The organism is Vibrio sp. LB10LO1, assembly GCF_010092875.1.
GTDB lineage: Bacteria > Pseudomonadota > Gammaproteobacteria > Enterobacterales > Vibrionaceae > Vibrio > Vibrio campbellii.
This window is the reverse complement of record NZ_JAADJW010000015.1, coordinates 25793-38634: the sequence shown is the minus strand read 5'-3', so window position 1 is coordinate 38634 and position 12842 is coordinate 25793. Positions and strand designations below refer to the sequence as shown.

At 47.0% G+C, this 12842-nt stretch carries 11 protein-coding genes; 4 read left to right on the top strand and 7 right to left on the bottom strand.

The features are described from left to right. Positions 1-6: 6 nt before the first annotated feature. The 3 genes from GXP65_RS12870 to GXP65_RS12860 form a co-directional block, all read right to left on the bottom strand. Positions 7-1968: an RNA-binding domain-containing protein gene (locus GXP65_RS12870; protein ID WP_042600484.1), complete on the bottom strand. Its 1962-nt coding sequence runs from the start codon at positions 1966-1968 to the stop codon at positions 7-9. 239 nt (positions 1969-2207) lie between these two features. After that, positions 2208-2819 carry a bifunctional 4-hydroxy-2-oxoglutarate aldolase/2-dehydro-3-deoxy-phosphogluconate aldolase gene (locus tag GXP65_RS12865; protein ID WP_005430025.1) on the bottom strand — a complete coding sequence of 204 codons (612 nt, stop codon included), beginning with the start codon at positions 2817-2819 and terminating at the stop codon, positions 2208-2210. Positions 2820-2828: 9 nt separating this feature from the next. Further along, positions 2829-4205 carry a GntP family permease gene (locus GXP65_RS12860; protein ID WP_162092987.1) on the bottom strand — a complete coding sequence of 459 codons (1377 nt, stop codon included), beginning with the start codon at positions 4203-4205 and terminating at the stop codon, positions 2829-2831. 152 nt (positions 4206-4357) lie between these two features. On the opposite strand from GXP65_RS12860, the gene GXP65_RS12855 reads away from it, so the two are divergent. Then, positions 4358-4879 (top strand): gluconokinase, encoded by a 522-nt coding sequence (locus GXP65_RS12855; protein ID WP_012126706.1) that lies wholly within the window; start codon positions 4358-4360, stop codon positions 4877-4879. Beyond that, positions 4876-6672, top strand: a complete 1797-nt coding sequence (edd, locus tag GXP65_RS12850; RefSeq protein WP_162092986.1) for a phosphogluconate dehydratase — start codon at positions 4876-4878, stop codon at positions 6670-6672. Before GXP65_RS12855 ends, edd begins: the two co-directional genes overlap by 4 nt. Before the next feature lie 177 nt (positions 6673-6849). Here edd and GXP65_RS12845 read toward each other — a convergent pair whose 3' ends face one another. From GXP65_RS12845 to GXP65_RS12830, 4 genes are all read right to left on the bottom strand, one after another. Continuing rightward, the gene (locus GXP65_RS12845) at positions 6850-7179 is read right to left on the bottom strand and encodes an SMR family transporter (RefSeq protein ID WP_005434604.1); all 330 of its coding nucleotides are present in this window, start codon (positions 7177-7179) and stop codon (positions 6850-6852) included. A gap of 2 nt (positions 7180-7181) precedes the next feature. Then, entirely contained in the window at positions 7182-7559 is a 378-nt protein-coding gene (locus GXP65_RS12840) for an SMR family transporter (protein ID WP_162092985.1), read from the bottom strand. Positions 7560-7762: 203 nt separating this feature from the next. After that, the gene (locus GXP65_RS12835) at positions 7763-8689 is read right to left on the bottom strand and encodes a LysR family transcriptional regulator (RefSeq protein WP_050914413.1); all 927 of its coding nucleotides are present in this window, start codon (positions 8687-8689) and stop codon (positions 7763-7765) included. A gap of 54 nt (positions 8690-8743) precedes the next feature. After that, complete coding sequence (locus GXP65_RS12830; RefSeq protein ID WP_029789280.1) at positions 8744-9751, bottom strand: LacI family DNA-binding transcriptional regulator; 1008 nt, start codon at positions 9749-9751, stop codon at positions 8744-8746. A 231-nt stretch (positions 9752-9982) separates the two neighbouring features. On the opposite strand from GXP65_RS12830, the gene GXP65_RS12825 reads away from it, so the two are divergent. After that, complete coding sequence (locus tag GXP65_RS12825) at positions 9983-11335, top strand: serine/threonine-protein kinase (RefSeq protein WP_162092984.1); 1353 nt, start codon at positions 9983-9985, stop codon at positions 11333-11335. A 31-nt stretch (positions 11336-11366) separates the two neighbouring features. After that, a complete protein-coding gene (locus tag GXP65_RS12820; RefSeq protein ID WP_045455986.1) occupies positions 11367-12842 on the top strand; it encodes a hypothetical protein in 1476 nt (491 codons plus the stop codon).

The window sequence follows — 12842 nt, the reverse complement described above, 5'->3', positions numbered from 1 at the left end:
TCGTATTTATAGCGCTGCAATATAACCCTGATTTTTATGCCGCTTGGCATGAGGAAACGCCATTTTCATTTTACCTTGTGCTACTAAAGGCGATAATTGCTTTTCTCTAATGTTCTGAGGAGTACGATCTACCAACTTAGCAATAATACTTAGCGGTATAAAGTGGCCGCGACACAGCTCTAAAACAATTCTATCCATCACTTCATTTGGTAATCGTTTTTTATCTCTTGCAGGTTGGGAAATTGCGCTGAGATTATTTTGCAATGATGAACTAAGGCGTTCAAAGTCATCTATATAGGGATGCGGTAGCTTGTCAGTGATAAAACGCCCCTCCACATCTCGGTCAAGTTGAGTGGTCAGCTGCTTATCCGTGATCAAATCTTCGCTATCCGTGATCATTTTCCCACTATCCGTGATGTTGCTCTCTATTGATAACGGATTAGAGGCAAAAACTTCGTCAGGAGAAGGCAGTTTAACACCGGGTAATGTATAAGATTTATCCCTTTTTTCTCCATGAGGGGTTAAAAATCCGCCACCAACAAGTTTAGGTAACGCTAATGTAACGTCTCTAGAATGCTGACTCGTCAGCTGGCAAGCTCTTTCATGGTCAACCCACCCCTCAGCTGCAGCTGTAATGACAATACTACGCTCCAAATCGCTCAGAGTATCTATCTTTTCCCCAAACTTCTTATGCAGTAAGTCAGCAGTCTCCTGAGAAACTAAATTGACTATGGATAGCTCAAGTAAAGTTTGTTCGGGCTCTTCTTTCTCATGAAGTCTAGGTACTCGCCAATTAGCCCACTTCCAGCCACTATATATTTTAGGTATCCCTGAGCCAGACCTCTCACCAGCACCAATTAGAAGAAACATTTGATGCATTAGACGGTTTCTACAATCACTCTCATAGCCTTTGATAGCTTGTTCTGGAGGAATACGCATGAGACCAGGGTTGCGAAAGCCAAATAGGTCAGGCCTCTTAACAACTAAAATGGATAGGCGGCCGGTGTAATCAGCATGAACTAACGTATTAACTAAAGCTTCACGTAGTGCTGTATGTACCTGAGTTTCATCTTGTCTAATACCATCTTTTAGCTCAAACGGCACTTTTAAATCTTCTGTTAACTTTCTATATGTTCGACGATAAAAATCAAATACGTTACCAGACCAAGTCCCATCAGGGCAGATTCGATCAATCCATCGCCTCTCAGTTTTCGCTTCAGGTCTTTCTTGGTAGTCAACAAAATAATTCGGAGCGGCATCTTGGATGGCCTCCCAAGTTCCGAACATCAAAACGCCTGCCAATGTCATTCCCTCAGAACCAGATTGTCTGTCCTTTTTCCATCCTCCAACACTGCGAAGAAACTCAAAGTTATCTAACTCCAAAGCTGGGTGCCCAGGTTTAGATACGGACAACAATCGTCGATATGCCTGCAAGCTGTCCAAATTGATATCCGACATATCGTAGTTTTGTAACACTCGATTATCACGACTATCTTCAATTTGTTCCGCAAGCATACGCCTGACTTGCTCTTCAGAACATCGACAGTCTCCCTCATACAAACGTATGTACGTCTCTGTCATCGGTTGATTGTTTAGAAAAATCGGCTTTTGCTCTCGTCGTGCTGCTGGTATTTCCACAACAAGAAGAGAGTGTCCATCGACTTTCATCTCTTTAACATTATTATCACTTAGTAAGTTAACGTTAACTTTCTTCTTGTTATTAGCGATGTCAAAAAGTTGCTTTTTGACGACTTCTACGTTCTGTATACCAACAACATTGAACTGCCCTCTTTTTTCCCTTACTCCCAGTACAACATACCCACCACGACTATTAGCCATAGCACTATATGTGGACCAAAAGTCATCAGGAAGCTTCCCGCCACCATCTTTTCCTTGAGCAAGCTTAAACTCAAGCTCAGAGGATTCAGAAAGCGTTTTTATATCAATTAGATCATTTATAGGTAGCATCTTCTGAAAGCCTCTTGTAGTTCTATGCTAGCGCCATGGTGAAATTAAGCCATACTCCGCATCGTGAATATGTAATCGCTACGTCTTTGATTGCATAATATTATAATTTTGCGCAATTTGGGCTTCAATCGCAAAATTGCTTTGTCTGGACAAACAAAAAGGGTCATCAATTACTTGATGACCCTTTTTCTATTCACGTTTTAAAACGTTCGGGGGTATTTCGGAGCCGTTTGCGCGTTTTACTTAACTGCGCGAACCAATTCAGCAATACCTTCCCAATCGCCGTTGTCCATCATAGCGGTTGGAACCATCCAAGTACCGCCACAAGCGACAACCGATTTCAGCGCTAAGTAATCTTCCACGTTAGATGGGCTTACACCACCTGTTGGCATGAACTCCACTGGGTAAACTGCAGTTAGTGCTTTAAGCATGTTTACGCCGCCTGATGGCTCAGCAGGGAAGAACTTCAGGGTACGTAGACCCATTTCCATCGCTTGCTCAACCAAGCTTGGGTTGTTTACACCCGGTACGATTGTCACGTTGCGTTGCTGACAGTATTTCACTGTGGTTGGGTTGAAGCCCGGGCTCACAATGAAGTCCACGCCCGCTTCAATCGCAATGTCCACTTGCTCAGTTGTCAGCACTGTACCAGCACCGATCAGCAGTTCTGGGTACGCTTCACGCATGATGCGGATCGACTCAGCCGCCGCTTCAGTGCGGAATGTCACTTCCGCACATGGTAAACCGTTTTCTACCAACACTTTTGCCAGTGGCAGAGCGTGTGCTACATCGTTGATTGCGATAACTGGGACGATTTTGATTTCTCTTAATCGTTGTTCAAGTGTTGTCATGGGTAACCTCTAAAGAATAAAGCTTAATGTTGCTACGATAATAAACGCGATACTACCAAGTAAAGTTTCCATTACCGTCCAAGTTTTTAGCGTTGTTTTCTCATCCATCTCTAGTAGACGAGATACTAGCCAGAAACCAGAATCGTTGAAGTGAGAAAGCACTGTTGCACCACCTGCAATCGCGATAACGATAAAGCATAGGTCTAGCTCACTCAAACCAGTTGATGCTGCCACTACTGGTGCGATAAGTGCTGCTGTTGTCGTTAGTGCTACGGTTGCTGAGCCTTGAGCAACACGCAAACAGGTAGAGATAACAAACGCTGCTACGATCACTGGCATACCTGTGTCAGTCAGAACGTCTGCTAGTGCATCACCGATACCACTTGCGCGCAATACGCCACCAAACATGCCGCCCGCACCAGTTACTAGGATAACGCCACATATCGGAGCCAATGAGTCGCCACACAGCTTCTCAAGTTTTGCCATGCCGTAGTCTTTCGCGAATACCGCAAGAGACACAAGCAGAGTAATCAGAAGGGCTACTGGCGTTTTACCTAGCATACGTAGGAACTCAACCAGAGCTGTTTTGCCATCAATCACACCTGCAACCGCTAGCGTGTTCAGTACTGTGTCTAAACAGATTAGCAGTACCGGCAGCACTAGGATGGTCATTACTGTGCCAAATTTTGGCAGCTTATATTCATCAACTTGTGTTTCACCGTTGAAGAACGCTTTTGATAGTGGGATATCGAATTTCTTGCCTGCGTACAGACCAAATAGATAAGCGCCTAGGTACCAAGTTGGGATAGCCACTAGGATACCAACAACAAGCAGTAGACCAATGTTTGCGCCTAGGAATTCTGCTGCTGCAACTGGACCTGGGTGCGGAGGAACAAAGCCGTGCATTACTGCAAACGCACCCGCTGCTGGTAGTGCGTATTTGATTGGCGAACCACCAAAGCGTGCTGCCACACTTAGGATGATTGGCATCATGACCACTAGACCAGCATCAAAGAAGATTGGGAAACCGAACAGTAGTGAAGCCACACCCAATGCAAAAGGTGCGCGCTCTTTACCGAAGCGTCCAATCAAAGTATCTGCCAGCACTTGCGCACCGCCAGTTACTTCCAAAATCTTACCGATCATTGCGCCAAGACCAACCAGCAATGCGACTGAAGCCAGCGTGCCACCAAAGCCACTCATCATGGTTGGGACAACTTGGTCAGAAGAAACGCCAGTCGCCAGTGCTGTACCTAAACTCACCATAGTTAGGGAAGCAAAAGCGTGCACTTTTAGTTTAATAATCAATACAAGTAACGCTGCTATCGCGAGGACTGCAATCGTTAGTAGGAACGTAGGGTCTGGAGCTTGGGTTAGCTGTTCCATGGGTTCACCTTTAAGAATTATTGTTTGTGTTGTGGTTCACATTTATTTGAGTTACCGGTAACATGTTACCGATAACATGAATAAGATAAACCCATATTTTAAAGTGAATTCGAAAATTGAGATCACGCGCAAATTTGTTATGAGGATAAGTTATGGCTGGTAGTAGTGTCGTCGTTATGGGCGTTTGTGCGAGTGGCAAAACCACAATTGGTGAGCACTTGGCGAAGAAGCTGGGACGTAAATTCATTGATGGTGATGATCTTCACCCACGAGCAAACATTCAGAAGATGGCATCAGGTCAGCCTCTGAACGACGACGACCGCAAACCTTGGCTAGAACGTATCCGCGACGCTGCTTATAGCTTAGAAAGCAAAAACGAGCACGGCATTATTGTCTGTTCAGCACTAAAAAAGATTTATCGTGACCAAATCCGCGAAGGCAACGAGAACGTGAGCTTTCTCTTCCTAGACGGCAGCAAAGAACTGATCCTTGAGCGCATGCGTGCTCGCCAAGGTCATTTCATGAAAGAGAACATGGTCAACAGCCAGTTTGAAACGCTAGAGCGTCCAGAAGATGAGCCTCGCACCATTTTCGTCAGCATTGATGCAACCATCGAAGACGTTGTGTCGAATGCCGCTGAGTTAATCCTAGTGCAAGACGAGGCAATGGCATGACTCATCAAGTAATCTTAGACGTTACCCAGCGCTTGGTTGAACGCAGCCAAGAAGCGCGTGCGGCGTTTCTTGCTCGCACTGAAGTCCAAGCCGAAGCTGGCAAAGGTCGTGTCGGTCTGTCTTGTGGTAACTTGGCTCACGCCGTTGCGGCATCTTGTTCTTCAGAAAAGAAAAGCATTCTGGATTTCACTCATTCGAATGTGGCGCTGATCAGTGCTTACAACGATATGCTGAGTGCCCACCAGCCTTACCAACACTACCCAGATCAAATCAAACAAGTGCTGTCTGGTTACGGTCACACTGCGCAAGTTGCTGGTTGTGTTCCGGCAATGTGTGATGGCGTGACTCAAGGTCAAGCGGGCATGGACATGTCACTGTTTTCTCGTGACTTAATTGCTCAATCGACAGCACTTTCACTGAGCCACAACGTATTCGATGCGACCTTACTTCTGGGTATCTGCGACAAAATCGCACCGGGACAACTGATGGGCGCGCTGTCTTACGCACACCTACCAACGGCATTTGTGCCAGCAGGTTTGATGGCAACGGGCATCAGCAATGAAGAGAAAGTCGACGTTCGCCAAAAATACGCGGCGGGCGAAGTAGGTAAAGACGCACTGCTTGATATGGAGTGTCGCGCTTACCACTCAGCAGGTACGTGTACCTTCTACGGCACCGCAAACACTAACCAACTTGTGTTTGAAGCTATGGGTTTGATGCTGCCAGGTTCAGCATTCATCCATCCACATACTGAGCTACGTAAGGCGCTAACCGATCACGCAGCTCTGAAAATTGCGGCAATGAATGCAGGTTCAGCCAATTTCCGTCCATTGTCTGAAGTGGTCACCGAAAAGAGCCTAGTCAACGGTATTATTGCGCTGTTGGCATCGGGCGGCAGCACCAACCACACTATCCACATGTTGGCTGTGGCGCGTGCAGCAGGTTTGATTCTGACATGGCAAGACATCAGTGACTTATCTGAAGTCGTGCCACTATTAGCGCGCGTTTACCCGAACGGTCCAGCAGACATGAACGCGTTCCAAGAAGCGGGCGGCGTACCTGCGCTATTGCATCGCTTGGACGAGTCAGGCTTGCTTCATCGCGACGTGAAACCGGTATTCGGCGAATTCGAAGACCAAATGACGCTACCTAAACTAGTCGATGGCAAACTGACTTGGACACCATGTGGAGGCAGCCAAGACGGCGAAGTGATTGCTGCGCCAACGCAAGCTTTCCAAAACACCGGTGGTACTCGCGTACTTAACGGTAACTTGGGTAAAGCGGTAGTGAAAGTCTCTGCGGTGAAAGAAGATCAACGCATCATCGAAGCGCCAGCAATCGTATTCCAATGTCAACACGAAGTGGAAGCGGCGTACAAACGCGGTGAGCTAAACCAAGATTGCATCGTGGTCGTGACGCACAACGGTCCTGCAGCGAACGGCATGCCAGAGCTGCATAAACTGATGCCAATTCTCGGCAACGTGCAGAAAGCGGGCTTTAAAGTCGCGCTCGTGACAGACGGTCGACTATCTGGTGCATCGGGTAAGATTCCATCAGCAATCCACGTTTCTCCAGAAGCAATTCGTGGCGGCGCGATTGGTTTGGTGCGCAATGGCGACATCATCCGCGTTGATTGCCAAACTGGCGAGCTAAACAACCTAAGCGATGTTACTGGTCGTGAATTGTTAGAGATGGATACTGAAGCGAAACAACAGACTTGGGGCCGTGGTTTCTTTAGTGTGATTCGTCAAAGCGTTTCGAGCGCAGAAGAAGGCGCAAGCTTTATTGTTTAAAGTGGGAAGAAAGACCCCGTCATTCCGACGAGCCTAAGCGAGATCAGGAATCTACTATCAAAGTGCTGTGAAGCGAGAGAAAACGCCTCTGCCACAGCACTTTTTGTTGGTAGATTCTGAATCATGCTCGTCCCTCGCCGTTCAGAATGACGATATCTAGGATTCAGGCAAAGAGCATCAAGCTGTCTTCATCACCACAACCGCGGCAATCACCACAAAGATACCAAACCAACCAATCGGCTTAAGCTTTTGTTTGAACAGCAAAGCACCACCAATCGCGGTACCTAAGATACCTATCGCGCCCCAAGAGGCGTATGCGATCGCAAGGTCGATTTCTTTTACTGCTTGAGCAAGCAAGGTAAACGCAGCCATCACCAATACAATCGCAGTGATGCCCCACCCTCTGTGCTTAAAGCCTTTAGAGCGAGTCAGCGCCATGTTCGCCATGATGTCGACCAACGCCGCCATAACAACAAATCCGAATGAAACAGTAAAAAATTGGCTCATGATTAACACCTCGCATTCGATGAGCTTGGCAACTCATCTTTTTGTTGAGGCTGACCGTGTGATTCGCCGAGCGTCACACACACAATACCGACGACTGCCAGCGCCAAACCAAGCAACTGCTGCGTACTTAAGTTGGCATCAAATAAAACGATAGAAACCAGGGTAATCAAGGCGATACCCAAACCTTCCCATGTTGCGTACGCGACACCGATAGAGATTTTCTTTGCCGCTTTCGACAAGAAGTAATAGGAAATGGCGATCAGAACGTACATCACCAGATAGCCTTCCCACGCATTACTTTTACCAATAAACGACATCGTACTGGTACCGGCAACTTCGGCAACGATGGCAAGCAATAAAAATAGACGTGCAATGAGCATGATTCATCCTCCCCAGAAATTAAAAAACTGCATAACGGAGAATGGTGAATGTCCTTTAAGAATCAGACATTCAAAGAATTGATAAGATAAAAAGAGCCGCTTCTCCTGACTATTTGTAGTCAGATTAGCCCTTCTTCAGCAAAACAGACAGGTAATTGAGATATTCATTTTTGAATATCTTAACGGGCAGTTTGCTTATCCGATCACGTTAATGGCGTATTGAGGGTTTGCTGCACCACTTGGTGCAAATGGCGGTGCAATGGGTGGTTACGGTAGGTCTGTAAATAACCTCCAGAAACAACAAATTGGCTGAACTCTCGGTTGACCATCGGCATTGGATAAGAGGCAAGCTCGTGCATCAAATGTGCAGTACTTTGGCTGGCATACATGATGGCATCGGTCTCAAGCAGCATTTGGCAAGCGACACGTAAGTTGTAGGACTTGAGCAATACAACGGGTTCGTAACCCATGCGGCGATACTCCGACTCCACCGTACACAGCGGATTGTAGGATGCTGGTGCAGGCAAAGAGACCAGTGGCAATTCCGACACCGTATCCCAGTCATTACTGACTTGCGACAAGGTTGGATGGTCTTTACGCGCCAAAATCACACGCTTTTCAACAAATAACGGACGCATGTAGATGTCTTTCGACAACTCGGTTTCTTGGTCGAGAATGCAGTAATCGTGTTCGCCCTCTAACATCTCATCTTGGGAATAAATGTTCCAACTTGAGAAAGCAAACGAGGCTTGAGGAAACGCCTGATGGCAACCGCGCAATAAACGCTGACCTTGTTCGTCCATCAAATAAGGGTCGGTCACAATCGCAATCTGACCTTGGTATTCGAGCGGGTCAAACTCCGAAAACTCCTGCACTACTTTTTCTAGTGGAGACAGCATGTTATCAAACTCCGCCGCTAAGCGAATCGCCATTGGGGATGGCTCTACCCCATGGGCTTTACGCACAAACAGCGGATCATCAAACACGTCTTTGAGTTTCATCACCCCACGACTGGCGCTGGGTTGCGAAATGCCAAGCTGCATCGCCGCCAACTTGATGCTGCGATTTTCTACCACGGCTTTAAGTAAGCGCATTAAATTAAGATCTAACGCATCAAGTTGATGTGGCATGCCCGTGTCCTTATCAGAAACGAATGATGAAAAATAGACGTGAGTCAGAGTGAGTTAGACGCTCTCGCCTGCTGTAATTTGATAACCCATGTTCACGACTGTCTCGGCTTGCTCTTCACCCTTAAGGCGTGCAATCAATAGCTCGGCACTTTTCTCACCAATCTCGAAACGCGGTGTATCCACACTGGTCAGTTTCGGGCTGATGGTTTGTCCGATGTCTAATGCGTTGTAACCCACAACCGCAAGTTGATCGGGCACTTTGATACCGCGCTGCTGAGCGCTCAACAAGGTACCAATCGCGATGTCATCGTTGGTACAAAATACGCCATCAAGTTCCGGGTACGTTGCCAGTGCACGCTCCAACAAATCATGTGCCAGCGAGAAGCTTGAGTGATCGCCCGTTAGCACGTGTTTTGGCTCCAACCCTGCTTCTATCATTGCACGATCGTAGCCCTGCATACGCAATTTAGTACGCGTATCCAAACGAGCACCGAAGTAAACGATGGTACGCTTGCCCGATTCCAACATGCGCTTTACGACGCTGTAAGAAGCGTCTTCGTGATCCATACCAACCGCCATATCTATCGGCTGCTCTGGCAGTTCCATGGTTTCGACCACGGGTACACCTGCGTTCTTGATCATCTGCAAAGTGCGTTGAGTATGGTGACTTTCGGTTAGGATTAAGCCGTCAACTTGATAAGAAAGCAGCGACGCGATTTTGCGTTCTTCTTCCAGCTCGTCATAACTAAAGTGCGCAAGTAACGTTTCGTAGCCATTGGCTTTGGTGACGGTTTCAATACCCTGAACAAAAGACGCAAAAATTTGGTTGGACAGTGAAGGCAACAAAATACCAATCGCTTTACTGGAAGACTTCGACAACATCGCCGGTGCACGGTTTTCGATGTAGCCCATCTCTTCAATCACGGCGGCAATCTTCACCCGTGTTTTTTCTGCCACCGAGTCTGGATTGCGCATGTAACGCGAGACGGTCATTTTTGTTACGCCAACTTTGTCTGCGACATCCTGCAATGTCGTTCTTGCTTTCTTATTCTGCTGAGCCATAAATATCTAATTTATCAGTAATGTTACTAGTAACATTATGACTAATAGACTCCTCGCCGACAAGCTCAGTAAAAACCATCTGCTACATCATTAATAAAATCATAATCTTAATGCTCAAATAACCATCAAATTGCAATGCTAACATTGTGATTTAGAGCTTAATAAATAAATGACATTAATATTGAGTTTCTTATAAAATACCGCACCTAAAACAATAAGATACGAAGCACAGTGCCGTTAAGCTCCAGCGAAACCCAGATTTACTATCACCTGCTTGATCTGGACGACTCTCAGAAGCAGCAATACCTCGACGAATTGCAGCAGAGTCAACCTGAGCTGTATCTCCAAGTCGCCCCTCTTTTAGCCAGCGAAAGTGAAGAAGAACAACTGACAGAGTTGCTCGGCTTCGGTGCTAGCTTGGCGACCACAAAAGAGGTCGATCTCACGGGGGAAGTGATCAGCAAGTACCGCCTTACCCACGAGTTAGGTCGTGGAGGCATGGGGGTGGTATATGCGGCATTGCGCGCTGACGAGACGTTTGAACAAGATCTGGCGATCAAGTTCATCCAAGCCAATCTTAGTAATGTTTTGGGCAAACGCGCATTGTTTGATGAAGCCCAGCTTCTGGCCCGTTTGAACCACCCTTATATTGCCAAAGTGTTTGATGGCGGCTTGCACGGCGACTCAGTTTATATCGTGATGGAACGCGTTTTTGGTCAGACTCTAGACTCCTATTTGTTGCTCACGCCAATGGAAGATGACGACAAGTTGTTGCTGTTCAAGCAGATTTGTCAGGCAATGGAACACGCCCACCAGCATCAAGTTCTACATGCGGACCTCAAACCAGAAAACATCCTGATTGATCGCAATAAACGACCAAAACTGCTCGATTTCAACCTGACACAAAAAGTGCAATCAAACAGTGATGATGCGTCTCCAGCATTGATCGCCTTCAGTGAAAAATACGCCAGTCCAGAACAGCAAGCCGGAGCATTTTTGACTGAGCAAAGTGATGTGTATTCACTGGGTAAGATTCTGGCGCTGATGTTTCCTGATCAGCCAATGTGGTCAGATATTTATTGGGTGGTGAGACGCGCGACGCGGACCAAAGCGAAACAGCGCTACCTCAATGTTCGCGCGCTGCGCCAAGATATTGAATGCATTTTGGAGCGACGCCCAATTGAGCAAAAGAAGCACTGGCCGCTGTACAGCACGCTCCGTTTAGTACAACGCCGACCGCTGCCATCGGTGTTGTCCGCAATCTTGGTGTTATCTGGCTTGCTATTTGGTAACACGCTGATTCAAAAAAACATACAACTGCAACAAGAGAAGAAGATTGCAGAAGACATCATGTACGAAGTCACGCGCCTTGTCTTTCATGCCAAGGGGCAAAACGTCGAGCAAATGTCCGTCAGTGCCATGATGGAGCTGACACGCAGGCGAATTCTGTCTAACCCAGATATTCCCAAACACATAAAACAAAAAATGTTGTTGGCGATGATGACGCCGGTGCCAGAGAAGCACCTCACTAAATCAATAAGTTGTCAGCCAAATTGTGCTCCAAAGGACCGCACTCAACAGTAAGGCTAAACAAGAAAAAGGCTTAAAAACAAAGATGCACACACGTTCCGTTGCGATCTGGCTGTCTGCTTTAGCGATAGCGCCAGCATGGGCGAGCTCAACTTCTGCGACTCCCTCGTTAGAAGCAACAACGCCTACCATAAAGCAAGGTTTCTTCATTGATTCACCGGTGACTGGTCTGTATTACAAAACCAGCTCCAACCTCTCTGGCCACACCGATAAAGGCGCGTTTCAGTATCGCCCTGGCGATGTCATCAGCTTCTTCCTCGGCAATGACGACAAAGGCTACTTGCTCACTACGATGTCGAGCCAAGAAGTGCTCACGCCAACCATGGCGACCACCAAGCCAAGTCGCAGCATCAACATGACCCGCTTATTGCTCTCTCTCGATAGCACACCAGAAAACCGCCAAGAGATAGTACTGGCCAATAAAGTACTCTCCGACCCCACTTTCCAAGCGCAGCTCAAGCGCCTCGACCTCAACTTTCTAGATGACGCTAGACAACAACTCAATTTGGATTGGGTTTCGGTACAAGAAGCGGTCGAACACCTTAATGAAAGCCAGCGCTACATCGAGAAAAACTTTGCCTCAGATGAAATCATTTTTGAGCCTCGTGATGTGCGCTTTAAGAACATCATCATCAAGAAAAAGGATTGGCAAGGTCGCGCCTGTGCGTTTGATATCCGTTATCAGCACCATCCCCGCTATCGCCCACCAATCGGTGAGGTCAACTTCACCATCACTGAAGAAAATCTGATCCAGCACCCAAGCGTGGGGGACTATTTCCAAGGCTGTTTCTTAGCGCTCAATCAAAGCGTCACCGAAGACATTATCGAACCAATTGAAAAGTTCTCAGAGTGGGAGAGCTTTGTCGGCTGCGCGGATACAGGTTGCACCCGCAATGACCTAAATGGCTTCTCGCTGGAAGATTATGATGATGAAGGCGACTGGAAATATCGCTCGGTCGCACTCAACTTCGATCCAAATACCCAACTGTTGATGGAAAAAGTGCAAGGTTTGGGGCCAAATGAACACGTTAAGCACCATAACCGCACTGAAATGCTGTGGTTTACCTATCCTGATTCAGTTGATAACCAAATTGCCTACCAAGGCGTGTGGCAGCAAACTCAATACCTACAAGACTCGATGAAACAATCGTGTCTTCTAATGCGCCATAACCAAGTATTGCGTTTACCTGTCGATGCCGTTAAATGCCCTACAGATATCAGCCTATATACCCAAGACGTCACTAACGAATACTTAGATATGTGGTGGGTCAACAACGATCAGGAAAACGCCGAATTAGCACAGATGAACGTGATGGTTCGCTGGTCACCCGCCCCTTCAGAAATCAACTACACCACGTGGGAATACCTGCCAGCAGGTAAAACGTGGGAGCAAGGCATTTTGTATCGTTACCAGCAAGACATCAGTCGTAATCGCGATGGCTCTGATCGTATCGAAACCCATTCTATCTCTGAGTTTGTAAAAGTAAGTGAGGACGTATAG

Coding starts and splice junctions, on each gene's coding strand:
- GXP65_RS12820 (WP_045455986.1), top strand. CDS start 11,367: ATGCACACACGTTCCGTTGCGATCTGGCTGTCTGCTTTAGCGATAGCG.
- edd (WP_162092986.1), top strand. CDS start 4,876: ATGACTCATCAAGTAATCTTAGACGTTACCCAGCGCTTGGTTGAACGC.
- GXP65_RS12855 (WP_012126706.1), top strand. CDS start 4,358: ATGGCTGGTAGTAGTGTCGTCGTTATGGGCGTTTGTGCGAGTGGCAAA.
- GXP65_RS12840 (WP_162092985.1), bottom strand. CDS start 7,559: ATGCTCATTGCACGTCTATTTTTATTGCTTGCCATCGTTGCCGAAGTT.
- GXP65_RS12870 (WP_042600484.1), bottom strand. CDS start 1,968: ATGCTACCTATAAATGATCTAATTGATATAAAAACGCTTTCTGAATCC.
- GXP65_RS12835 (WP_050914413.1), bottom strand. CDS start 8,689: ATGCCACATCAACTTGATGCGTTAGATCTTAATTTAATGCGCTTACTT.
- GXP65_RS12865 (WP_005430025.1), bottom strand. CDS start 2,819: ATGACAACACTTGAACAACGATTAAGAGAAATCAAAATCGTCCCAGTT.
- GXP65_RS12845 (WP_005434604.1), bottom strand. CDS start 7,179: ATGAGCCAATTTTTTACTGTTTCATTCGGATTTGTTGTTATGGCGGCG.
- GXP65_RS12830 (WP_029789280.1), bottom strand. CDS start 9,751: ATGGCTCAGCAGAATAAGAAAGCAAGAACGACATTGCAGGATGTCGCA.
- GXP65_RS12860 (WP_162092987.1), bottom strand. CDS start 4,205: ATGGAACAGCTAACCCAAGCTCCAGACCCTACGTTCCTACTAACGATT.